Source organism: Bartonella sp. B39, from assembly GCF_053795145.1.
This window is the reverse complement of the sequence record NZ_CP200036.1, coordinates 905,551-930,501: the sequence shown is the minus strand read 5'-3', so window position 1 is coordinate 930,501 and position 24,951 is coordinate 905,551. Positions and strand designations below refer to the sequence as shown.

The window sequence follows — 24,951 nt, the reverse complement described above, 5'->3', positions numbered from 1 at the left end:
TTTATGCTTAATTTTTAGAAAGGTTTCTACGTTTCCACCAACCAATACGCTCAGTTTTTGGAGCATCATCAGATGTTGATGATATAACAACAGGATAATTGACTTTTTCCTCAACTTTAGAGGGAGTCTGTTTGACAGATTCCTCACTTACAGTTTTTTGTTCTGATTTTTCTTTTGTTGTTGTTGATTTTTTAGAGAGTGATTTTTTATATGTTCTACGTGTAGACTTTTTAGCATCTGCAATAGTTTTCTCTGCTACGTCATGAGCAGATTGATCTGCCTTTTTTGTTTTAGCTTTATGTATCGAACCAGTTGTTGTAGATTTTTTTTCCAAAGGTTCTAATTTTTCTACATTTTGATCGTTCTCAAGTGTTTTCTGATTTTGCACTGCTTTTGAAGAACGTGTTTTACGTTTTTTAGGTTTAACAACTGTATCAACTTTTACAACTTCATCTTGTTGTATGCTCAAGTGTTGTGTATCGTTTTTTTCTTCTTCAAATTGTACAGATTTAGTAGCTGAAATACGGTGTTTGCGATGTGCTTTTTTAATTTCTTCCAAAGCCTGTTTAGCAAAATCGCCTACTGGTTCTGCATAAGGAATACGAAGTTGATAAAATCCATTATCTTGATTACGGCGACCACCACGGCGCCCCCGACGACGAGTACGACGACGAGAATCATCATTTAACATATTGTCATTTTTATGCATGTTGGAAGAAGAATTGCTATTAATTTCACCTTGACGATTTTTACGCCGATGTTTCTGGTTCATTTCAACCGGTGTTTTATCTTCGATAAAAGCGCTGTCTATTAAGATTGTATCTTCAATTTCTTCTTCACTGTTATTTTCAAAAATCAATGGTGGCTGAGAAACTGCCTCTGCTATTGTGCCCTTAGAAATAATGAGATGTTGCGTTCCAATGCTATCATCTGCTTCAATACTAATATTAAGTTTAAAGCGCGCTTCTAGATTAACAAGAATATTGCGCTTGTGGTTTAACACATAAAGTGCTGTTGTTACAGGCGTTCGTACAGTAATATTATGCTGCGGATTATGAAGAAGATATTCTTCAATTGAACGCATAACATGTAAAGCTATTGAGGATTCAGAACGGATATTTCCTGTTCCAGCGCAATGCGGGCAGGGTTGCGTTGTGCTTTCTAAAACTGATACGCGAATACGTTGGCGGCTCATTTCCAAAAGGCCGAAGTGTGAAATGTGACCAACTTGAATACGGGCACGATCACTTTTTAAGCAATCTTTCAACTTTTTTTCGACAAGTTTCACATTACGCTCTTCAAGCATGTCAATGAAATCAATCACAATCAAACCAGCAAGATCACGTAAGCGTAATTGACGCGTTATCTCTTCTGCAGCTTCAAGATTGGTTTGTAATGCTGTTTTTTCGACAGAAAGTTCTTTAGTGGAACGGCCAGAGTTTACATCAATAGCAACAAGTGCTTCTGTTTGATTAATAACAAGATAACCACCAGATTTTAAAGAAACCTGTGGATGCAACATTTTATCAAGTTGAATTTCGATATTGTAGCGCGTGAAAATAGGAATGGGATCGCGATAGGGTTGCACAACTTTTGCATGACTTGGCATAAGCATACGCATGAAATCTTTTGCTTCACGATATCCTTGGTCACCAGAAACAAGAATTTCATTGATATTTTTATTATAAAGATCCCGTATGGAGCGCTTTATAAGATTGCTTTCTTCATGAACAAGGCATGGTGCCGTGGATTTTAGTGTCAAAGTGCGAACAGTATCCCATAAACGTGTAAGATATTCATAATCGCGCTTAATCTCAGCTTTTGTTCTATTTGCTCCAGCAGTTCGTAGGATAACTCCCATACCTTTGGGAACTGCTAATTCTTTTACAATTTCTTTAAGACGCTTACGATCTTGTGCATTTGTGATTTTTCGTGAAATACCACCACCACGCGCTGTGTTAGGCATTAAAACAGAATAACGACCTGCCAGAGATAAATATGTTGTGAGTGCAGCACCTTTATTGCCACGTTCTTCCTTGATGACTTGCACCAACAAAATTTGACGTCGTTTAATCACTTCTTGCATTTTATACTGACGTCCTTGTTTTCGTTGATAGGTAGGGAGTTCTTCACGTACATCCTCTGCACCAACCATTTCGATATCATCATGAGAAACACTTGTATCAAATGCTTCTTCTGTATCATCAAATGTTATTGCTTCGGATGTTACGTCATTTTCAACATCCGCTGCTATGGTACTGCTACGTCCATCTTTTTTTGTTTTTCTGGGGCGTTTTTTATTTTTGTTTGTTTCTTCAGGAAGACTATCTGCATAATTTTCTCCTACAGCAGCTTTTTCTTCTTCTTCAAGAAGAGCGAGACGATCAGCAACAGGAATTTGATAATAATCGGGATGAATTTCAGAAAACGTCAAAAAACCATGGCGGTTGCCGCCATATTCAACAAAAGCTGCTTGGAGAGATGGTTCTACACGCGTAATACGCGCTAGATAAATATTTCCTTTAAGCTGCTTTTTATGTTCTGATTCAAAATCAAGTTCTTCAATTTTGTTGCCATGAACAACAACAACACGTGTTTCCTCCGGATGGGAGGCATCTATAAGCATTTTGTTTGACATAAGTTAAAATCCTGAAGGCGACATGCTCAACTTTATTCAAACGAACAGTATGACTATTCGCAAATGTGAGAGGCTGTCTGCCATAAAAGGGAGGTACCAGCAAAACAGGATGGGACACTATGTGCAGATGCATAACCGCATTTACAACATTTCTAATCGTCATCTCCATTTGTTTTGTATGACTCATAATTTTTGTAAGTCTCCGGTAAAACAATCTTTAAAATAGTTCGGATATCCAAACTCGCGAGTCTTAAATAGCGCAATCTTAGCTTTTTTGACATAAAAAATTTTATCCACAAAAAGCTTAAATTTGTAACATACAACAAATCTTCTAAAGATAACTTAACATGGACTACAGATAATTCAGATGATTACTATCAGCTAGAAAGCATAAATATTCTTTTATGTTGATATCATGGTTTTGGCAAGTAGCAATATAAATACATACCATTATAATGTCTTTATTGCCTTAATTTAATTTTTTAATTGCTTAAAATCAAAATGTTCAGCATTTCTTGAAAGAGATGGAGTAAATTTGAGCTCCGCCTTTATAGGATAAAATAAGTTGTTAATAATATAGGATATGAAATGTTTTGCTTATGATAAGAGGATTTTATATCAAAAAGCTAAAAGTAGCCTATTGGAGTGTTTTTTTATACATCCCATATTGTTTGTTATTTTTTTTAATGTTCCAAACGGATATCCGAGCTGCAGATGCTCTTAAACTTATCAATTTTCGTGCTGTTGGTGATAGTGCACATACGCGTATTATTGCGATTTTTAATACTGAACCAAGTGTTCGTTTGCAGATTTTGGGCAACCCAGCACGCTTGGTTATTAATCTACCTACTGCTGATTTTTCAGCACAAAATACGCCTTTAAAAAAACAGAATATATTATCAGGTATGCTATCAGATGTACGTTATGGTTTCTCTGATATACGGACTTCGCGCATTATTTTGACAAGCAAATTTGCATTTGTTGTTGAAAAAACTACAGTACAAAAATTAGAGAATGATTCATGGCAACTGCTCATTGATATTAGTAAAAGTACGCAAGAAAAATTTTATGAGATATTTGAAAAACAACAAAAAGCCAATCGCAATATAAAAACACAAAAAATGTTGACACGTAATTTTCGTGTTATTCTTGATCCTGGTCATGGTGGAATTGACGGTGGTGCACGAGGTATTAGCGGCATTTTAGAAAAAGATATAACACTGGCCTTTGCACGAGTTTTACGAGATGAATTAAAAAAAGATTCTCATATCACTGTTGCTTTAACACGTGATTCTAATGTTTTTTTAAGATTAAGCGAAAGAGTAAAAAAGGCTCGAGAATTCGGTGCTGATCTTTTTATATCCATTCATGCAGATACCATTGATGTACATTCCCTTCGCGGTGCTACAGTCTATACTATATCAGATAAGGCATCTGATGCAATTGCAAAGTCCTTAGCTGAAAGTGAAAATAAAGTTGATCTTCTGGATGGTTTTCCTGCGGATGAATCGCTTGAAATTACAGATATTTTGATCGATTTGACTCGACGTGAAACACATGCATTTTCGGTGCATTTTGCCAATAGTGTTATCTCAAACTTATCAAAAAGTAATATTAATTTGATAAATAATCCCCATCGATATGCTGATTTTCAGGTTTTAAGAGCTTCAGATATCCCCTCTATCTTGATAGAGATAGGTTATTTATCGAATAAAGAGGATGAAAAATTACTAAGTAATCCTCAATGGAGAAAAAAAATGGCTACCTCTCTTGCGTATTCTATTCGTCAATTTGCTGAGTATAGGCAGAAAATTATGCAGCCTCTTTAAATTTGTGAGAAAATAGAGTACCAGTATGGGTTCCTAAGTAAAAGAGAGAAAACAGTTTTTTCTTTATCTCAATCTAGCAGAGATACCCGCGTGGTGTTGGTGAGATAACATATTTTTTCTTTGATCAGTTTTAAAGAAAGTGATAGCCGTTTCGATGATGATTTTTTTTAGATATCTTATTAGTTTTATTACCACTGTTGTGGTTGGGAAAGCAATGGTACAGGGCTCGATAGCAAAAGAGCAGACGAGTGCACTTCCTGATTATGAAGTTCTTTCGCTCTATGAACCATCCGTGATGACACGCGTCCATGCTGCTGATGGTAGTCTTATGGCAGAGTTTGCAACAAAATATCGCCTTTATTTACCAATTCAATCAATACCAAAAATTCTTAAAGAAGCTTTTATTTCTGCCGAAGATAAAAATTTTTATCATCATTTTGGCTTAGATCCTGAAGGACTTTCTCGAGCCTTGATCAATAATATTCGTAATATTGGTTCTGGAAGACGCCCAGAGGGAGCATCAACCATTACACAACAAGTCGCTAAAAACTTCCTTTTAAATTCAGAGGCTACATTAGAACGTAAATTAAAAGAAGCTATTTTGGCAATGCGTATTGAGAAAACCTATTCAAAAAATCATATCCTTGAACTTTATCTCAACGAAATTTATCTTGGTCGTGGCACTTATGGTATTGCAGCTGCTTCTTTGAGTTATTTCAATAAGTCCGTCAATGATCTTACTTTAGAACAGTGTGCTTATTTGGCTGCTCTTCCGAAAGGACCCGCAAATTATGACCCTTTCAAAAATACACAACGCGCTATTAATCGACGAAATTGGGTTATAGACCGGATGGTTGCAAATGGGTATGTGACAGTTGAACAAGGTGAAAAAGCTAAGGAAAAGCCTTTAGGAGCGACAATACGCGGTAGCGATAACTATGTTTTTGCTGCTGACTATTTTACTGAAGAAGTGCGTCGTCGTTTAATGCATCGCTATGGCACCAAAACGCTTTATGAGGGTGGGCTTTCAATTCGTACAACGCTTGATCCCCATTTACAATTTCTCGCTCGACGTGCTTTGCATAATGGATTAATTAAGTTTGATCATTCACAAGGTTGGCGTGGAGCTTATGATCATATCGATAAGAAAGATGATTGGGGTATAGAACTTGCAAATATCACAGGGTTAAGTGATGTTCCTGAATGGCGTTTAGCCGTTGTTCTTTCTACAAACGATAATAAAGTAGAGATTGGCTTACAACCGCAGCGCAAGGCTTCAAGTTTATTATCAAAAAAACGGGAAACCGCTATTTTATCTGAAAGTGATTCAAAATGGGCATTAAATGTTGTGAAAGAAAATGGCCATCGAAGAGTTGTTCAGAATTTATCTCATGTTCTGCAAGTTGGTGATGTCATTTTTGTTGAAAAAGTACCGAATACAAATAACGTTTATCGTTTACAACAAATTCCAAAAGTTGAAGGTGCAGTTGTTGCTATGGATCCTCACACAGGGCGTGTTCTTGCAATGGTAGGAGGATTTTCTTTTGCTGCATCTGAGTTTAATCGTGCAACGCAAGCCTATCGCCAACCTGGTTCAGCTTTTAAGCCCTTTGTGTATGCAGCGGCGCTGGATAATGGGTATACACCATCATCAGTTATTTTGGATGGTCCCATTGAAATTCGTCAATATAATGGTGAGATTTGGCAACCTAAGAATTATGGTGGTACATTTGCGGGGCCTTCGACACTGCGTTATGGTATTGAATATTCCCGTAATCTTATGACAATACGGCTTGCCTATGATATGGGAATGCCTCTTGTTGCTGAATATGCGGAGCGTTTCGGTGTTGTAGATAAATTGCAACCTTATCTGCCCATGGCTTTAGGGGCTGCTGAAACAACAGTTTTACGAATGGTTACAGCTTATTCAGTCATAGCCAATGGTGGCCGCTCTATTAAGCCTTCTCTGATAGATAGAATTCAAGATCGTTATGGGAAAACGATTTACCGTCATGATGATCGTATCTGTGAAAATTGTAATGCTCAATCATGGGATAATCAAAGTGAACCAAAATTGGTCGATGAACGAGATCAAATTCTTGATCCCATGACAGCTTATCAAATTACATCAATGATGGAGGGGGTTGTTCAGCGAGGTACAGCAGCACGTTTACATTACCTCAATCGACATATTGCTGCTAAAACAGGAACCACCAATGATTCTAAAGATGTGTGGTTTATGGGTTTTACCCCTGATCTTGTCGTTGGTATTTTTATTGGTTATGATCAACCAGCGCCGCTAGGATACAATGGGACAGGAAGTTCATTGGCAGCACCTATTTTTGGTGATTTTGTGGGAGAAGCTTTGAAAGGAAAACCAGATGTACCATTTAAAATGCCAAAGGGTATGATTTTAATGCCCATTAATCGTAGGACAGGCATGCTCGCAGAAAAAGGGGATCGTGATGTCATTATAGAAGCATTCAAGCCAGGAACTGGACCTGCTGATATATATCAGGTCATTGGTAGTACAAATTCTTTTCAAGAAGGTATTCCTTCAGGAACAACTTCTCCACAGGTCAACAAAGCTCTCGAAAGCGGTACGGGTGGGTTATATTAATCAGAAAAATTCTCCTTTAATTATGACTGGCAAACGGAGTAAGGTCATTTTTATCTATCTTTTTGCAGTGTAGCTACAGTAAACAGGTTTGGTGAAGCTATGCTATCCCCTTACATGATCATTAAATTTGTATAAAATGCTAAAAAGCATAACCAAAAAGAGTTTTAAAAAATAAGAATTACGGTGTTAAATTATGCGAGCAGAAATAGAAGCATTAGTCAATGAAATCCAACAAGCAATTAAGTTGCTAAGGGGGCATCTTTGACTGGGATCAATCTCTAAAACGTCTCGAATATCTCAATCAAAAAGCAGAGGATCCAACACTTTGGGATAATATACAACAAGCACAAGATATGATGCGTGAGCGTCAGCGCCTTGATGATTCAGTTAATGGTGTTTTGTCATTTACAAAAACACTTGAAGAGTGCATTGAGTTAATCGCGATGGGTGAAGAGGAAAGTGATATTGAAATTATCACTGATGCAGAAAATTCAATACGTAATCTTAAGAACGAGATAGATAAAAAGCAAATCGATGTACTCCTTTCAGGGGAAGCAGATCCGAATGATACTTATCTAGAAGTTCATGCTGGTGCAGGAGGTACGGAAAGCCAAGATTGGGCTTCTATGCTGTTGCGTATGTATACGCGCTGGGCTGAACAGCATAAAATGAAGGTTGAGCTATTAGAAATTCACGATGGAGAAGAGGCAGGAATCAAATCAGCGACTATTCTCATAAAAGGGCATAACGCTTATGGTATGCTGAAGACAGAATCAGGCGTTCATCGTTTGGTACGCATTTCCCCGTATGATTCCAATGCAAAGCGCCATACCTCTTTCGCAAGCATTTGGGTTTACCCAGTTATTGATGATAATATCGAAGTTGATGTTTCAGAGTCAGATGTTCGTATTGATACATATCGTGCATCAGGAGCTGGGGGACAACATGTCAATACGACAGATTCTGCAGTTCGCATCACGCATATAAAAACGGGTATTGTTGTTCAATGTCAAACGGAGCGTTCTCAGCATAAAAATCGAGCGACTGCATGGTCTATGTTGCGCGCAAGGCTTTACGAAGAAGAGCTTAAAAAAAGAGAAGAAGAAACGAATGCAGTTGAATCTTCTAAAACAGAAATCGGATGGGGATACCAAATTAGATCTTATGTTCTTCAACCCTATCAGCTTGTCAAAGATTTACGTACAGGTGTTGAAAATACTGATCCACAATCCGTACTTAATGGCAATTTAGACGCGTTTATAGAGGCGGCACTTGCCCAAAGAGTTTACGGAAAAGTCCAAGAAATTAAAGATATTGATTAATCGTAAATAATTTTTTTTAAGTTTTGTAGGATCAGCCATTACGATGTAAAAGTGCGGCGGCAGATAATACCTCATCTGCATGTCCAGGTACACTAACTTTGCGCCATTCTTTTGCTATTTTTCCAGTTGTATCAATCAGAAAAGTGCTTCGTTCAACTCCCATATATTTGCGCCCATACATGCTTTTTTCAACCCAAACACCGTAAGCCTCAAGTGTCGTTTTTTCTTCATCGGAAACAAGGATGATATCAAGTTCGTGTTTTGTTTTAAATTTATCATGTTTTTTTACATTGTCTGGAGATATCCCAACAATGACAACCCCAATTTCGTCAAATTTTGTCTTCAATCGCGTAAAATCAATTGCTTCACTTGTGCACCCACTGGTATCATCTTTTGGATAAAAATATAAAACAACAACTTTTCCTTGAAGATCAGAAAGACATAACCTACCTCCACCATCGCGTGGTAAATCAAAATCAGGAGCAAAAGTACCTTTAGTCGGTTTTGTCATTGTTTTCGTCTTTCTTTTTTGTGTAGCAAGTATAACGTATTGAAAATACGTCGAAGAGGTAAGAATTTAACGCTCTAGTAATGATTTCAAAGAATTTTTATTTCTCCTAACAAGGCTCATTTTATCACAAAGATTGAATTGAAAAAACAAGATCAGTATAAACAGCATAAGCAAAGGAATGCAAAAAGTTATAAAGAAATTATACTGGTTTTACTAAAATATGTTTTTTCTTACCGAAAGAAAGTTTAATTACTCCTTCTGCATTGATGTCTTCTTCAATAATAAGACGCATTTCATCTTCAATGATTTGATCGTTAATACGCACACCTCCACCTTGAACATGCCGGCGTGCTTCACTGTTAGATTTAGCAAGTCCTGCTTGTACTAAAAGAAAGAGTAATCCAACACCTGTTTTAAATTCTGTGGCGTTCATTTCAACAGTTGGAAGATTTTCTCCGAGTGTTTTTTCTTCAAAAGTCTTACGAGCGGTTTCTGCTGCTTCATCCGCAAGACTGCGCCCATGCAACATTGCTGTAATTTCTGTTGCAAGAATTTTCTTTGCTTCGTTAATTTCAGCTCCTTGCAATACGGAAAGTTTGAGAATCTCATCTATTGGCAATGTGGTATAAAGTTTTAAAAACCGTGTAACATCAGCATCCTCTGTGTTACGCCAATATTGCCAAAATTGATAAGGTGAGAGCATATCTGCATTAAGCCATACAGCACCATTCAATGATTTACCCATTTTTGCACCGGAAGAAGTTGTCAGCAATGGTGAAGTTAATGCATATAATTGTGGTGTTCCTAAGCGATGTCCTAACTCAATTCCATTGATAATATTGCCCCATTGATCAGAACCACCCATTTGCACACGCAATCCATAACGCTTATAAAGTTCAATAAAATCATAAGCTTGTAATATCATATAATTAAATTCAAGGAATGACAAAGAATGTTCGCGCTCAAGTCTCAGTCTGACAGAATCAAATGACAACATACGGTTAACAGAAAAATGTTTTCCTACGTCACGCAAAAATTCTAAGTAGTTTAAATTGCATAACCATTCAGCATTGTTCACAATGCATGCATCAATTTTCTTATCACCAAATGTCAAATAGTTAGCGAATACCTTTTTAATACCAGCGATATTTGCAGCAATATCATCTCGTGTCAGAAGACGTCGTGCTTCATCTTTGAAGGAAGGATCACCGATTAATCCCGTTCCTCCCCCCATCAAAGCAATGGGACGATGACCGGTTTTTTGTAACCAATAAAGCATCATAATTTGAAGAAGACTTCCAGCATGCAGACTCGACGCTGTAGGATCAAATCCAATATAGGCGCTTACAACTTCTTTTGAAAAAAGATTATCCAAACCTCTTTCATCCGAAATTTGATGGATAAAACCACGTTCGCTCATAATATGTAAAAATTCAGATTTAAAGGCAGGCACAAATTTTATTTCCTAGTTTAACATTGCACTCGTTTATATTGGATGATTAACGCTTTCTCTACCATAAATGAATCATATCTCACAAGAGAATGAACAATACTGGGAGCAAAAGATAACAAAGAGACTCTCTTTCTTTTATGCTTTAGAGAAAAACGGTTTTCATTGATATAATTAGATATATTTTTTATCTTTAAAAAGTAGATAAAATGAGGGAAATCTACAAGAATACCGAAAAATAAGCTACACATCTATCATCAAAATATTTTTTTCATTTTTTCAGTACTTCTAAGTAAGTGAAAGTATTTCAGGTGGAGGAGAAAGGAATTCACCCGTAGTATGATTATCCAAATATTGAGCACATCGCTCAATAAGCTCTTTATTGCATCCGCTAAAAAAGTGGTTAGCACCTTCCAGTATCTCTTGTGTAATAGTGATACCTTTTTGTGTTTTTAGTTTATCTACAAGCGTTTGGACATCTTTTGGAGGAGCAACTTTATCGATATCGCCATGAATGATAAGCCCAGAGGAGGGGCAAGGGGCAAGAAATGAAAAGTCATAAACATTAGGTTGAGGAGCAACGGATATAAAACCCTCAATTTCCGGTCGGCGCATTAAAAGCTGCATACCAATCCAAGCACCAAATGAATACCCTGCAACCCAGCAGTTTTTAGAATCAGGATGCTGCGTTTGTACCCAATCGAGTGCAGCTGCAGCATCTGAAAGTTCTCCTATTCCATAATCAAACTCACCTTGGCTGCGACCGATACCACGAAAATTAAAACGTAATGTGGTAAAGCCACGTTGTTGGAACATATAGAAGAGATCATAAACAATCCTATTGTTCATTGTGCCACCAAATTGGGGATGAGGATGTAAAACAATCGCTATTGATGCATTTCTTTGGTGAGAAGGCTGATAACGCCCTTCAAGTCGACCTGCGGGACCATTAAAAATAATTTCTGGCATTAAATGCTCCTTAAATGCTATAAAGACTCTTATTGACCTTGATCAACTTTTACCATAGAATCTCCACTCATTGATTACTAGATATTCTTTTTTAAGTGCATTTTTCAAGGAAATTGCACTATTTTTTTAAATAAATTCATAAGATTAATGATTGCGATGTAAAATGGTTGTAAGACGCCGATATTTTGATCATAATGCAACAACACCACTCAAAAAAATGGCACGGGTAGCATTATTGGAATCTTTAGAGATATTTGGTAATCCATCATCCGTTCATGAAGAAGGGCGTGCTGCTAAAGCCTTATTAGGAAAAGCACGCCGACAAATTGCTGAAAATCTCAACGCACATCCAGATCATGTTGTATTTACCTCTGGTGCGACTGAAGCAGCAATGACTTTATTAACACCCTTTTATAATATGGGGAGCTCTAAGGTTCAATTTTCTCATCTGTACACTGGAGCCACTGAACATCCATCTATTGCAGAAGGGGGACGTTTCTCTAAAGAATTCATCAGCACCATTGCTGTTGATCAAGATGGTCTCATTCAACAAGATAAATTAGTTTCTCTCTTAACTGCTCACGATAAAACAAAAGGCCTCCCTCTTGTTGCTATTCAAGCTGCTAATGGTGAAACCGGTGTTATTCAACCAATAAAAAAAATAGCTGCTATTGTTCGAAATTTTGGAGGTATTCTTATCGTTGATTTGACACAATATGTAGACAAAAATTTTGTTGATATTAAACAGATGGGAGGGGATTTTTTTATACTGTCTGCGCATAAAATTGGTGGGCCTAAAGGAATTGGTGCTTTTGTTTCATGCGGTAACCTTCTGATTCCGTATCCTCTTATTGTTGGAGGGGGACAAGAAAAAGGTTTGCGTGGAGGAACAGAAGCGTTGCCACTTATTGCGGCTTTTGGGGTGGCGATGGCTGATTGTTTCACCAACGAAGAGATGAAACGCTTAGTGTATTTACACAATAAATTGGAAGATGGAATACAGAAAATATGTAGTGATGTTGAAATTTTTGGTAAAAGAGTTCAGCGTTTGCCAAACACAACTTATTTTGCTGTGCGCAATATAAAAGCTGAAACCATGCAAATTAGTTTTGATTTGGCAGGGTTTTCTGTATCAGCAGGTTCTGCTTGTTCTTCAGGAAAAGTCAAACAAAGTAAAGTTTTGGAAGCAATGGGATACAACGTTCCAAACGGCGCAATCCGTGTTTCAACAGGACTCGACACGACTTCCAAAGATATCGATGATTTTTTATTAGTTTTTTCTCAGATTATAAATAATAGCAAAAGCGGAATTTACCATAAAAAAACTTAGAATTGTTTTAAAAAATAAAATAAGCTTGATTGAAATTTTTTTACTTTGCATATAGTCTAGAAAATGAATTTCTTGCTTTAATCTTGTAAAAACAAGACTTTTAATCACAGGTTCTTGACACTGGAAAGAATGGAGAAAGCTAATGCCGGCAGTACAAGAAACAATACGCCAGGTACGTGAGATAGATGTTGATCAATATAAATACGGCTTTGAAACCAATATTGAAACAGATAAAGCTCCAAAAGGATTAACTGAAGATATTATTCGATTCATTTCCGATAAAAAACATGAACCTGAATGGATGCTGACATGGCGTTTACAAGCTTTTCGTCGTTGGTTAACAATGCAAGAGCCTGGTTGGGCGCGCATTAAATACCCCAAAATTGATTTCCAAGAGCTATATTATTATGCTGCTCCTAAAAATCATACAGGACCGAAATCTTTGGATGAAGTGGATCCTGAATTGTTGGCGACTTATGAAAAACTTGGTATTCCCCTCAAAGAACAAGAAATTTTAGCAGGGGTAAGAAAACAGTCTGCCCCCTCTACTTTTGATGAGAGTATTTATGCATCAGGACAGGTAGCTGTTGATGCAGTCTTTGATTCTGTTTCTGTTGTGACAACATTTAAAAAAGAGTTGGCACGTGCGGGTGTTATTTTCTGCTCTATTTCAGAAGCAATTACAGAACATCCCTTTCTTATTAAGGAGTATTTAGGGACAGTTGTGCCTGCGGGTGATAATTATTACGCTGCTTTAAACGCAGCTGTTTTTACAGATGGTTCATTTGTTTATATTCCCAAAGGGGTTCGTTGTCCCATGGAACTTTCAACCTATTTTAGGATTAACGAACGCAATACGGGTCAATTTGAACGAACATTAATTATTGCAGACGAAGATTCTTATGTTTCTTATCTTGAAGGGTGTACGGCACCCCAACGTGATGAAAACCAACTTCATGCTGCGGTTGTTGAGCTTGTTGCGCTCAAAAATGCAGAAATTAAATATTCTACAGTACAAAACTGGTATCCTGGCGATAAAGATGGTAAGGGTGGTGTTTACAATTTTGTGACAAAACGCGGAGATTGTCGGGGTGATAATGCTAAAATTTCGTGGACACAGATCGAAACTGGCTCTGCAATTACTTGGAAATATCCATCTTGCTTACTACGTGGTGACAACTCGCGTGGAGAATTTTATTCTATTGCTGTCGCAAACGGTTATCAACAAATTGATTCCGGTACAAAAATGATTCATTTAGGAAAAAATACATCAAGCCGTATTGTTTCCAAAGGCATTTCTGCCGGTTTTTCAAATAACACTTATCGAGGGCAAGTTACAGCACATCGAAAAGCACAGAATGCACGCAATTTTACGCAATGTGACAGTTTGTTAATTGGTAATGATTGTGGTGCCCATACAGTTCCTTATATTGAAGCAAAGAATGCGACGGCTCAATTTGAACATGAAGCAACAACATCAAAAATTTCTGATGATCAGCTTTTCTATGTTATGCAGCGAGGTGTTCCCGAAGAAGAAGCTATCGCATTAATTGTGAATGGTTTTGTCAAAGAAGTTATTCAAAAGCTTCCGATGGAATTTGCTGTTGAAGCACAAAAACTCATTGGTATCAGCCTTGAAGGTAGTGTGGGATAATTATTTAGGTAAATAGCGCACTTGGCGTAAAATAGCCAGAACAGGATTAAATTATGTTAGAGATAAAAAATTTGCGTGCCCGTATTGTTGGGACCGATACAGAGGTCATTCGTGGTTTAAACTTAACTGTTCAAGATGGTGAAATTGCTGCTATCATGGGACAAAATGGAGCCGGAAAATCGACTTTATCTTATTTGCTTGCTGGTCGTGATGATTATGAAGTGATAGAAGGCGATATTCTTTATAATGGACAGTCACTTTTAGAAATGGATCCAGCAGAACGTGCTGCATACGGTGTTTTTCTTGCATTTCAATATCCAATGGAAATACCTGGGGTGGCAACGATGGAGTTTTTAAAAGTTGCGATGAATTCTCAACGCAAAGCGCGTGGTGATGTAGAGCTTAAAATTCCTGAGTTTATAAAATGTGTTAAAGACATTTCTTCAAAACTTGAAATAGATATGGACATGCTAAAACGTCCATTAAATGTGGGTTTTTCAGGTGGAGAAAAAAAACGAGCTGAAATTTTACAAATGGCGCTTCTTGAACCTAAACTTTGTATCTTAGATGAAACGGATTCTGGTTTAGATATTGATGCGCTAAAAATCGTTGCAGATGGTGTTAATAAACTTCGGAATTCAAAGCGTTCATTCTTGGTTATTACCCATTACCAACGTCTTCTTAATTATATTATTCCTGATACAGTACATGTTCTTTATAAAGGACGTATTATTAAAAGCGGTGATAAATCATTAGCGCTTTATTTAGAACAAAATGGATATGCTGATCTTATCAGTGAAGCGGCTTGAGGTCATTGAATATGAATGCACGGCAAGAATTGTTGGCAGCTGAAGAAGATATACTCAATAATTTCAATCAATATATAAGCAATTTACCTGGCGATAAAGCTGTACAGACAGTCCGAAAAAAAGCTATTGAACTGTTTCAAACAACACGGCTTCCTTCACGTAAAATTGAAAATTGGCATTATACGAATCTGCGTACGTTACTGAAATCTGTTAGTAATTTTTCAGAAGTAAATGATGAGCAATTCGTTGATGCATTACTTTCAGAAAGTGCTATTTTTTCTATTAAAAATGGAAAAACAGTTACGCAGTCAAATATAAAAAATATTACGGTAAAACGTCTTGCAGACGCATTGAAAGACAATTTTGTAGAGATAAATCAAATTATTTCTGATGAAGATTTTGTTGGACAATTAAATACAGCTTTTGTTACGGATGGTTGGCTTTTTCACATTCCTGAAAATACAAAATTAAATGTTCCCATTGAATTACAAAATATTCAAATGGGAGGACAGTCTCATATTTTTTCAGACATAAAAATTGAAAAAAACTGTCAAGCTGTATTTCTTGAACATCAGATTGGTAATGATAAAGATACTTTTGTCAGTTCGATATCTTCGTTAGATGTTGCTGCTTATAGTGATATTACATGGATCATTATTTGCAATCGTGGTTTTAATTCTATACAGTTTAGCCGATTTCGTGCTCTTCTTGGTCAAGGAGCAAAACTATCACTTTATGTGATTAATATAGGCAGTCAATTGAATCGTCAGGAAATTGATGTTGAATTACAGGGGGAAGAATCTAGCTTTCAATTAAGATTCGTAAATTTATTGTCAGGACAAACGCATAGCGATCTTACGATGACTGTTCGTCACGTGGAAGAAAAATCAACTTCAACCGAAGTTATACGCAATGTGGTCACGGATAAAGCAGTCGGTGTTTTTCAAGGAACAATACGTGTTGCTCAAAAAGCTCAAAAAACAGATGCACGCATGGCTTGTAATAGCCTCATACTTTCAGATAACGCGGAATTTAATGCAAAGCCTGAGCTAGAAATTTTTGCTGATGATGTTGCGTGTGGTCATGGTGCGACAGTTGCTAATATTAATCATGATCATCTTTTTTATCTCATGGCGCGTGGTATTCCTTTAAAAACAGCTCGTGCACTTTTAATTAAAGGATTTGTTTTCGAGCTTATTGAAGACATTAAACAGGATAATACTCAAGCTATTTTGGGAACTATTATTAGCAGATGGTTAGAAAAAAATGTTTAAGGTAAAAAAATGGGAAATGACGTACAAACATTAAGTTATGATGTAGACAAAATTCGGCATGATTTTCCTCTTTTACACCGTAGTGTTTATGGAAAGCAACTAGCCTATCTTGATAATGGTGCTTCCGCTCAAAAACCACAATCAGTGCTCAATGCAATGGATGATTTCTATCAATGCAACTATGCTAATGTGCATAGGGGAATACATTTTTTAGCAAATGCGGCAACACAATCTTATGAAAATGCCCGTGAAACAGTTCGTGCATTTTTAAATGCTCAAACAATTGAGGAAATTGTTTTTACGAAAAATGCAACAGAAGCCATTAATACCGTTGCTTATGGTTGGGCTATGTCCAAACTAAGGGAAGGTGATGAAATTGTTCTCACCATCATGGAGCATCATTCAAATATTATTCCTTGGCATTTTCTTCGTGAACAAAAAGGTGTTAAGCTTGTTTTTATTCCGATTGATGAAAATGGTATTTTACATATTGAGGATTTCCAAAAAGCTTTAAGTGCTCGAACAAAACTTGTTGCTGTTACGCACATGTCTAATATATTGGGAACTGTACCTCCTGTTAAAGAGATTGTTAAACTAGCACACCAAAATGCCATTCCTGTTCTTGTTGATGGTTCTCAGGGTGCTGTACATTTAACGGTTGACGTGCAAAGTCTTGATTGTGATTGGTATGTTTTTACGGGCCATAAGCTTTATGGTCCGACAGGTATTGGTGTTCTTTATAGTAAAAAACATCGGCTGGAGGAAATGATTCCTTTTCAAGGAGGAGGGGAAATGGTCGAGGATGTCGCGACTGATAAAGTTTTTTATAATGCTCCCCCCTACCGCTTTGAGGCGGGAACTCCTCCCATAGTTGAAGCTATTGGATTGGCTGCAGCCATTAATTATGTGCAAGAAAAAGGTAGAAATGCTATTTATGCACATGAAAAAGCACTGTTGGCTTATGCACATGAAAAGCTTGAAACTGTTGAAACGTTACGTACTTATGGTCATTCTCCCAATAAAGGGGCTATTATATCATTTACAATCGAAGGTATCCATGCGCATGATGTTGCTATGTTTATTGACAGAAAAGGAGTTGCTATACGTGCAGGAACACACTGTGCACAGCCGTTATTACAACGCTTTGGTTTAACATCTATTTGTCGTGCATCATTTGCTATGTATAATACCTATGAAGATATTGATATATTAGTAGAAGCACTGAAAGAAGCAAGGACATTTTTTAATGGCTGAATCAATTGAAAAGTGCCGTTCTACGGAATCTGTTGAGACTTTAAGCGAAAATAAAAAGTCTTACATATCAGCAATTCCAGCAGACGAAATTGATCGTATGACGAATGATATTATTGCTGCTCTGAAAACGGTTTATGATCCGGAGATTCCTGCTGATATTTATGAGTTAGGGTTGATTTATCGTATTGATATTGAAGATGATCGTTCAGTAAAAATTGAAATGACACTTACAGCACCAGGGTGTCCTGTTGCCGGTGAAATGCCGGGTTGGGTAGAAAATGCTGTAAGCGCAGTTGAAGGTGTTTCACATGTTGAAGTCACCATGACGTTTGATCCACCATGGACACCTGATTGTATGTCAGAAGAAGCGCAAGTTGCTGTCGGATGGTATTAAAATTACTGCTCATGAACAAACTTTTTACTTTTCATAAGTTTTTAGGTTTAAGAACGTTCACATGAGCCGTAATAAACAAAAATTGGAACTAACTTGGATTGGGAAAAGAGAGACGCACAAAACTTGATCCTCGTATTTTATTGGAAGATCTTTAAAAATCTTATTATGCAGCGTATCAGATGCCTGCTCAGGGTATTTTTGATGATAGTTTGCTGACACTCAGAGCATTTGAACAAGAGTATACAGGTAAGGTGAAGAGCATCTATATTGATCCACCGTATGATACAGGCAATGCATTCGAATATTATGAAGATGGTTTAGAATGTACTATATGGCTAAGCCTTACGGAAAATAGATTAGAATTGTTACATTGTTTTCTTGCGAATGATGAAAGTATTTGGATATCCATTGGTGATGACCAAGCTTATCTTAAAGTGAGTTATGATGGACGAAATTTTGTAAACAATGTCATTTTGCAAAAAAAATATTCGCCACAAAATGATATAAAACACTGTCAATTATATTTTGAAAAAATATTTGTTTACATTTCTTGCAAATAAAAGAAGTTATTATTTTGCAAGTGCCTACGTTGCAGAGAAACTTGAGGAAACCAGTGATCAATGAAAAAATTCTACGGATTGTTCACTGTTTTCCAAAACGGAAGGGGTCTTTTGATAAATAAAAAAACAAACTTTATAAAATCTTATAATAAACCATATTACAAATTGTAGTGATAAGCTACACCGTTGATGAACTATAGAAAAAGTGCATATTTCCATAGTTTATCATAATTTTAGATCTATTCTTCGATAATACCACATGCTAAACGCGCCCCACCTCCGCCAAACGATAATGGCTTATCAGAATGGTTATCTCCTCCTAAATGAATTATTAATGAGCGCCCTTTAACCTCTGAAAGCTTTTTAATTCGTGGGGCGATAACGCTCATTGTCGATCGCCCTTTATCATCGACATAAAGCGCAGGTAAATCACCTAAGTGACCATTGACATTATAAGGTCCAAGATGCTTGTTAGTGCTCTGCGGGTCATAATGTCTACCTGCAGCACCGCCAATTACACCATCTTTCGTATCACATGAAGGATTCGCATGCACATGAAAACCGTGTAAACCTTCCGGTAAGGTGGATAAATTTGGCACAAAAATTAAACCATGTGTATTTTCTTCAATTTCAATCGTACCAATAGGCTTTTTTGTGTTGTTATTTTCTAGCCCATAAACCTTTACCTGCATAGATTCTGCTAATGTAATAGTATAATTAGCTAAAAACATTAGTGATGATAAGAAAAGAAAGAAAATTTTATTCATGTAGCACCTTTTTATACTTATTTGAAATAAATTTCATTACTAAAATATAAAAATAAATATCATAATGATAAAAATACTTTTTATATTCTATGTAATTGTACACTTCATAAAAAACACATAAATCATACTTTCTTGAAAAAGTATAATTCACAAAAAAACTCTATAAACTCAAAATAAATCTTTTTACATGTCTTTAAGTTTATCTCAAATGATTTCCTATATAAAATGAATAATGTGGCTTTTATGGACATTTTTCCTACATTTTTTCAAGAGACACTCCTAAAACAGATTTTATGATTTTCATAAAAAATTCTGTTTCTGAACAAGGATAACTGGTAAAATTTTCTATTTGTTATGAAATTTAATCTATCGTAATGTATGTATCTTTCCCATAAAAGCACAAAATGTACCAACAAAAATACCCATTATTAATCCTATCGTTGCACCAATTATCGTTCCGGTAAAAAATGCTATACCTATACCCATTGCGACAATTGGACCAAATCCTGACAGCCCAATATAACCATAAGTTGCGAGAGTTGCCGCAATAGCTCCTGATATACTACCATTTAAGCTTCCAATAAAAGCAGGTTCTTTAATAGAATGATAGATTTTTTTGAAAAAAGTTCTCTTACAACTTTTGGAATCAACATTGCTATAAGTTTTAAAATTAATCATATTTTTTTCTTTCATTTTGAATACTAACTGTTCCAGAGTAATCAACTGATACAAGAAAATTGTGCTTTTTAAATTCTACTAAAGCACGCCAAATACCTTTATCATCTAAACGCAATCGTTTAATATCCGTGAAACCATTATGCATGAGACAGTTTTTAACTTGCGAAGCTGTAAATGAATTTTGGCCTTGTTTAGTGATATCTTTGGTGAAAGTATAGGCAGAAGCTTGACAATATGGAGCATAAAAAATTTTACTTATTGAAGCTATGACTATAGATAAAAGACAGACAATCGCCATAAAAAAAATAACTAATTTTAAAATTTTACTTAAACTCATCTTGTTGCCGCCTGTTAAAACAATACTTCACTAACTTCTTTATTGCTAACAGGTTCCAAAGAATATTTTATTTTTAATATTATAATTAACGAAGAAAATTTTTTAAAATTTATATTGATTAACAAAAATCGTTTTTTCTTTATTCTTCTTATGAAAAAAAGTGACGTGAGTTTTTGTTCTTAACAATTTTTTCATGTCCATTTTTACTTATTCAAACATACAGTTCTTCAGTTTTATATCATCAACCAACTGATATAAAAGATTTATTACGTAATTAATCCTTATCTGAGAGAATGTAAGCTATCAGAACGTTTTAATAACTCTTATGTATAATTTCTTCTCGAAAATATCATTTTGTCAAAATTCCATGAAAAATGAAATTGTTCCTAATTTTAAACGTTTAATTAAAATATAAAAATAATAAATATTTCTCTTACTAATATCATTATGTTGTGATGTTAGAGTCGTTTTTGCATTTTTTATTATTATTTTTGCTGCATTATGTACTGTACAAAATAACTGTTAATATTTTTATTTAATCAGTAAATTTAATAGCAAAATTAGATCTTATTTTTTTTATTGTCCATTATTTTAATTCATCTGTATCAGTTATTTTTATCATATCAATGGAGCTGTTTAGGTGATTTAGTTAGGAATGTTTGCATAATTTCTTTGAATCCGTAGCCTGGATACATTCCTTCTCGCATAAATAAATTACGTAACGGTGAGTAACTACGTAATAATCCAAGACCAACGCTTCGTATGATATGAACAGGCAACATATTAGAAAGTAAAGCAGAGTTGAGCATATGAACAGATCCACTTCGAATCAATATATCAGGTTTGCGGCATCGGTTATAACGTGCAACAATCATTTCAGAGTTAGAAGTGGATATTTTGTTGGGTAAAATATCAATCAAAGTTTGAACATCACGAAACCCTAAATTCAGTCCCTGCGCTCCAATAGGAGGAAAGACATGGGCTGCTTCACCCACTAAAATTGTTCGATTGGCAGCAAAACGATGAGAGATAAGTCCTGAAAGTGGCCATGCTTGAACTGGTGTTTCTAATGTCAATGTACCAAGCATTGACTGCATCTGATCTTCGATTACTTCTGCAATTGCTTTTGCTTCCATATTCAATAATTCCTCGGCACGGGAAGGACTAACAACCCACACAAGACTAGATCTTTTTCCTGGTAATGGAACCTGTGTAAATGGACCATTTTCTGTGTGAAATTCAGTTGATGTATTTTGATGAGAGAAATCATGGGAAAAATTGAGAACAAGCGCTTTTTGCGGATAATTCCACTGTTTGGCACCTATACCCGCTGCCGCTCGTGTTAGAGAGTGGCGCCCATCAGCAGCAGCAACAAGCGACGCTTGAATAACTCTACCATCTGCAAGAGTAATACATACATGACTTTTTTGGTGATGAAAAGATTTTGCCGAAGAAACAAATCTTGTAATATTAGGCGTATGCATAACAGAATTGACTAAAGCATTGTTTAACTCTACATTAGGTATGTTGTAAGCAAAAGCCTCTTCACCAATTTCAGCGGAAGAAAAATTTACAGTAGGAGCACGCACAATCCTAGAGGTTATATCTATAATTCTAATGAAAGACAAAGCTGCTGCATGACCTTTAAGAATATTCCAAATATTGAGTTTTTGAAGCGTACGTATTGCTGGCATCATAAGAGCAGTTGTCCGTAATTCATCCGCATGAGCAGGTGGACCAACAAGAAAAACAGAGTGCCCCTTATGTGCAAGACTAAGTGCTGTTAACATACCGACTTGGCCTGCACCAATGACAGCAATACCTCTATGCTCACTTTTTTCAAATGTCACAACTACCTGAGCCCTTTCACATTTACCAAATATTTTAATATTTCTAAATGAACAATCTCTTTTTATTGTGTGAAGATCTTCTATTATATTATGTAATAAATAATGCGATATAAAAAAGTAACTTTTGTATGATTTTTTTTACAGTCAATTATACCATTAGTAAAAAATGGCGTATTGGTAAATGGATGAAAACTTTAGAGACGAGGATAAGAAAACTTTGAAACGTAAGCTAACAAAAAAAATCAAAACTAATGCTGATTTATTGCGCCATAAAAAAGTAACGATGCCACAAGCAAAGGCCTTTTCTGTCCATTTACTGACAGCTTCTGGTTCATTTTTAGCGTTTCTTTCTCTTATATCGGCATCTCAAAAAGAATGGACTGCTATGTTTTGTTGGCTTGGACTTGCACTTCTTGTTGATGGTATCGATGGGCCAATTGCACGCAAACTTGATGTTAAATACGTACTTCCAACTTGGTCTGGAGAACTCTTAGATAATATTATTGATTATGTAACTTATGTCCTAATTCCAGCTTTTGCGCTTTATCAAAGTGGTTTAATGGATTCAGGACTGTCATTTTTATTAAGTGCTATCATTGTCATTTCATCTGCTATTTATTATGCGGATACTGGAATGAAAACCAAAGAAAACTTTTTTAAAGGATTTCCTGTCGTTTGGAATATGATGGTTTTCATGCTTTTTGTAGTAAAGCCAGGGGAGTGGATCACTTTTACCATTATTGTTTTATCAGCAATTATATCTTTTTTACCAGTTTATTTCATCCATCCAACAAGAGTCATCCGTTTGCGGTGGCTTAATTTTCCAATTTTTCTTTCATGGTGTTCCTTTGGTGTTACCGCATTTTTTTACAAACTAGATGCTCCATATTGGGTTAAGCTAGGAATTTCAGTAACAGGCATTTATATGTATTGTATTGGTGCTATCATGCAGATATTTCCTCAATTGGGCGTGAAAAAACAATAATATAGACACTCTGGGAAAGGTATGAGATGCAAATTGATTTTGGGGCAGGTGATGATATTCTTTTTACAAAAAAGGGGCATGCTGGCATTATAAAGCTCACACGTCCTTTAGCATTAAATGCTCTTAATCAACGAATGGTTTTCGCCTTTAAAAAAGCTCTCAGTACATGGGAAATAGATGATGATGTTTCTTGCGTTTTGGTTGAAGGAGAGGGGCGTGCTTTTTGTGCTGGTGGAGATGTTGTAGAAATCTACCATATGGGGAAAAAAGACTCTTCCTACCAATATTTTAGTGACGAATATCGCTTAAATGCTTATATTAAACGCTTTCCAAAACCCTACATTTCTTTTTTAAACGGCATTTGGATGGGAGGAGGGGTAGGGATTTCCATATATGGTTCACACCGAATTGTTACAGAAAATACACTCTTTGCTATGCCGGAGGGCGCTATTGGTTTTTTTCCAGATGTTGGCGCGAGCTTTTTTTTACCACCTCTTCCCGATTACTTCGGCATTTATCTTGCATTAACCGGCGCACGCATAAAATGGGGAGATTGTTTAAACTTAGGACTAGCAACTCATGCAGTTCCTGAAGTTGAACTCGATATGATTAGAAAAGCTATCATTGAGAAAGGAAATCCTGTTTTAGCTTTGAAAGAACGAACAATTACAAAAGACTATGAAACAAGCCATGAAATACGCTGTATTATCAGAGCTTGTTTTAGTGCCCATACATTAGAGGAATGTATTGAATTGCTTCATAAAAAAAGCAATGAAGGCATTTTATTTGCCAAAGAGTGCTATGATATCTTGCTGTCACGTTCTCCGACAAGTTTAAAAGTTATCTGGAAACAAATGAAACAAAATCCATTGCAAACTTTGGAAGATTTTATAAAAGTTGAAAATCGTATTGCACATCATATGATTAACTCACATGATTTTCATGAAGGTGTGCGTGCAATGCTGATTGAAAAGGACAGAGCACCTAAATGGCAGCCAGACAAACTTTCAAATGTAACAGATGAAATGATAGATGCCTACTTCCAACCTGTTGAAAGAGAATTATTATTTTGAAAACTAACCCTCAAAAGCAGATTTCAAAAATCAATTTAATTTATAGCTGTTATTTACGTTTTTTGGCGCTTATTTGCTTAGGCTTAAGTGTTGTTTATTGGATACGTCTTGTTGGTGTGCTTCCAGGTGTTCTATGGCGTTTTGATCTTATGCCATGGCAGTGGCAGTTTGCATCAGCCACATTGGCTATTGTTTATCCTGTCGCCTTAATTGGACTTTGGATGCATTCATTGTGGGGAATCGTTTTATGGTGCATTGCAGCATTTATCGAAACATTAACGATGTATTATTCCGCTTCTATTTATCAGCCCTTTGTAGCACTATTTCATGGAGTATTATTTTTAGCTTTTGTGATACTACAAATTATGATGTTCTTCTCAAAAAGAAATCATACAACTGACGATTCCATCGACATTAAATTATTATAACATCTTTATTTCTAAAGTTTTCGGGCCAGTCATTCCGGCCCGATTCTATTTTAAACGTTATAGAATTTTCTCAACTAAACGGTACCCACCATAAATTCCAGACACTAGTCGCTTTCGTTGAGAATATCCATATCAATGATGCGAGTGTTCCCCAAAGTGCCATTGCCATAATACATACCCTCTCTATTTAAAAAAATTCCATAATATATATTATGCGAT

Annotated in this window: 21 protein-coding genes; 13 read left to right on the top strand and 8 right to left on the bottom strand. The window is 36.0% G+C overall.

The genetic code is table 11. The annotated features are described in order from the left end of the window. Nucleotides 1-7: 7 nt before the first annotated feature. The gene (locus tag V4P57_RS04395; RefSeq protein WP_455466879.1) at nucleotides 8-2,638 is read right to left on the bottom strand and encodes an Rne/Rng family ribonuclease; all 2,631 of its coding nucleotides are present in this window, start codon (nucleotides 2,636-2,638) and stop codon (nucleotides 8-10) included. A gap of 599 nt (nucleotides 2,639-3,237) precedes the next feature. Between V4P57_RS04395 and V4P57_RS04390 the strand changes: the two genes are divergently transcribed. The 3 genes from V4P57_RS04390 to prfB all read left to right on the top strand — a co-directional run bounded on the left by V4P57_RS04390 (nucleotide 3,238) and on the right by prfB (nucleotide 8,409). After that, on the top strand, nucleotides 3,238-4,467 hold the full coding sequence (locus V4P57_RS04390; RefSeq protein WP_455466878.1) for an N-acetylmuramoyl-L-alanine amidase: 1,230 nt from the start codon (nucleotides 3,238-3,240) through the stop codon (nucleotides 4,465-4,467). Between the two features lie 154 nt (nucleotides 4,468-4,621). Then, entirely contained in the window at nucleotides 4,622-7,087 is a 2,466-nt protein-coding gene (locus V4P57_RS04385) for a penicillin-binding protein 1A (protein ID WP_455466877.1), read from the top strand. A gap of 193 nt (nucleotides 7,088-7,280) precedes the next feature. Further along, nucleotides 7,281-8,409 (top strand): peptide chain release factor 2 gene (gene prfB, locus V4P57_RS04380; RefSeq protein WP_455466876.1). Its coding sequence is split into 2 segments (ribosomal slippage): nucleotides 7,281-7,349 and nucleotides 7,351-8,409, totalling 1,128 coding nucleotides; the frame shifts between segments, so codons are not numbered across the junction. A gap of 31 nt (nucleotides 8,410-8,440) precedes the next feature. Here the strand turns inward: prfB and V4P57_RS04375 are convergent. From V4P57_RS04375 to V4P57_RS04365, 3 genes are all read right to left on the bottom strand, one after another. Continuing rightward, entirely contained in the window at nucleotides 8,441-8,920 is a 480-nt protein-coding gene (locus V4P57_RS04375) for a peroxiredoxin (protein ID WP_455466875.1), read from the bottom strand. Nucleotides 8,921-9,119: 199 nt separating this feature from the next. After that, entirely contained in the window at nucleotides 9,120-10,373 is a 1,254-nt protein-coding gene (tyrS, locus tag V4P57_RS04370) for a tyrosine--tRNA ligase (protein WP_455466874.1), read from the bottom strand. A 285-nt stretch (nucleotides 10,374-10,658) separates the two neighbouring features. Beyond that, nucleotides 10,659-11,339 carry an alpha/beta hydrolase gene (locus tag V4P57_RS04365; protein WP_455466873.1) on the bottom strand — a complete coding sequence of 227 codons (681 nt, stop codon included), beginning with the start codon at nucleotides 11,337-11,339 and terminating at the stop codon, nucleotides 10,659-10,661. Nucleotides 11,340-11,502: 163 nt separating this feature from the next. On the opposite strand from V4P57_RS04365, the gene V4P57_RS04360 reads away from it, so the two are divergent. The 7 genes from V4P57_RS04360 (at nucleotide 11,503) to V4P57_RS04330 (ending at nucleotide 18,614) form a co-directional block, all read left to right on the top strand. Continuing rightward, complete coding sequence (locus V4P57_RS04360) at nucleotides 11,503-12,669, top strand: cysteine desulfurase family protein (RefSeq protein ID WP_455466872.1); 1,167 nt, start codon at nucleotides 11,503-11,505, stop codon at nucleotides 12,667-12,669. Nucleotides 12,670-12,811: 142 nt separating this feature from the next. Continuing rightward, the gene (gene sufB, locus V4P57_RS04355; RefSeq protein ID WP_455466871.1) at nucleotides 12,812-14,323 is read left to right on the top strand and encodes a Fe-S cluster assembly protein SufB; all 1,512 of its coding nucleotides are present in this window, start codon (nucleotides 12,812-12,814) and stop codon (nucleotides 14,321-14,323) included. Between the two features lie 53 nt (nucleotides 14,324-14,376). Then, nucleotides 14,377-15,132 carry a Fe-S cluster assembly ATPase SufC gene (gene sufC / locus V4P57_RS04350; protein WP_455466870.1) on the top strand — a complete coding sequence of 252 codons (756 nt, stop codon included), beginning with the start codon at nucleotides 14,377-14,379 and terminating at the stop codon, nucleotides 15,130-15,132. Nucleotides 15,133-15,143: 11 nt separating this feature from the next. After that, nucleotides 15,144-16,406, top strand: coding sequence for a Fe-S cluster assembly protein SufD (sufD, locus tag V4P57_RS04345; protein ID WP_455466869.1), 1,263 nt, complete (start codon nucleotides 15,144-15,146; stop codon nucleotides 16,404-16,406). 9 nt (nucleotides 16,407-16,415) lie between these two features. Further along, complete coding sequence (locus V4P57_RS04340) at nucleotides 16,416-17,660, top strand: cysteine desulfurase (protein WP_455466868.1); 1,245 nt, start codon at nucleotides 16,416-16,418, stop codon at nucleotides 17,658-17,660. Continuing rightward, the gene (locus V4P57_RS04335; protein WP_455466867.1) at nucleotides 17,653-18,054 is read left to right on the top strand and encodes an SUF system Fe-S cluster assembly protein; all 402 of its coding nucleotides are present in this window, start codon (nucleotides 17,653-17,655) and stop codon (nucleotides 18,052-18,054) included. Before V4P57_RS04340 ends, V4P57_RS04335 begins: the two co-directional genes overlap by 8 nt. A 179-nt stretch (nucleotides 18,055-18,233) precedes the next feature. Beyond that, nucleotides 18,234-18,614 carry a DNA methyltransferase gene (locus V4P57_RS04330; RefSeq protein WP_455466866.1) on the top strand — a complete coding sequence of 127 codons (381 nt, stop codon included), beginning with the start codon at nucleotides 18,234-18,236 and terminating at the stop codon, nucleotides 18,612-18,614. Nucleotides 18,615-18,853: 239 nt separating this feature from the next. Here the strand turns inward: V4P57_RS04330 and sodC are convergent, their stop codons facing one another. The 4 genes from sodC to V4P57_RS04310 form a co-directional block, all read right to left on the bottom strand. After that, entirely contained in the window at nucleotides 18,854-19,381 is a 528-nt protein-coding gene (gene sodC, locus V4P57_RS04325) for a superoxide dismutase [Cu-Zn] SodC (protein WP_455466865.1), read from the bottom strand. Between the two features lie 366 nt (nucleotides 19,382-19,747). Then, complete coding sequence (locus tag V4P57_RS04320; protein WP_455466864.1) at nucleotides 19,748-20,074, bottom strand: hypothetical protein; 327 nt, start codon at nucleotides 20,072-20,074, stop codon at nucleotides 19,748-19,750. Further along, nucleotides 20,052-20,396: a hypothetical protein gene (locus V4P57_RS04315; protein ID WP_455466863.1), complete on the bottom strand. Its 345-nt coding sequence runs from the start codon at nucleotides 20,394-20,396 to the stop codon at nucleotides 20,052-20,054. Before V4P57_RS04315 ends, V4P57_RS04320 begins: the two co-directional genes overlap by 23 nt. Before the next feature lie 623 nt (nucleotides 20,397-21,019). Continuing rightward, a complete protein-coding gene (locus V4P57_RS04310; protein ID WP_455466862.1) occupies nucleotides 21,020-22,246 on the bottom strand; it encodes a UbiH/UbiF family hydroxylase in 1,227 nt (408 codons plus the stop codon). 181 nt (nucleotides 22,247-22,427) lie between these two features. On the opposite strand from V4P57_RS04310, the gene pcsA reads away from it, so the two are divergent. From pcsA to V4P57_RS04295, 3 genes are read left to right on the top strand one after another with little or no spacing between them, the layout of a single operon-like run. Next, nucleotides 22,428-23,231 (top strand): phosphatidylcholine synthase, encoded by an 804-nt coding sequence (pcsA, locus tag V4P57_RS04305; protein ID WP_455466861.1) that lies wholly within the window; start codon nucleotides 22,428-22,430, stop codon nucleotides 23,229-23,231. A 26-nt stretch (nucleotides 23,232-23,257) separates the two neighbouring features. Continuing rightward, nucleotides 23,258-24,304 (top strand): enoyl-CoA hydratase/isomerase family protein, encoded by a 1,047-nt coding sequence (locus V4P57_RS04300; RefSeq protein WP_455466860.1) that lies wholly within the window; start codon nucleotides 23,258-23,260, stop codon nucleotides 24,302-24,304. Next, entirely contained in the window at nucleotides 24,301-24,732 is a 432-nt protein-coding gene (locus tag V4P57_RS04295) for a DUF6163 family protein (protein ID WP_455466859.1), read from the top strand. Before V4P57_RS04300 ends, V4P57_RS04295 begins: the two co-directional genes overlap by 4 nt. Nucleotides 24,733-24,951: the final 219 nt, after the last annotated feature.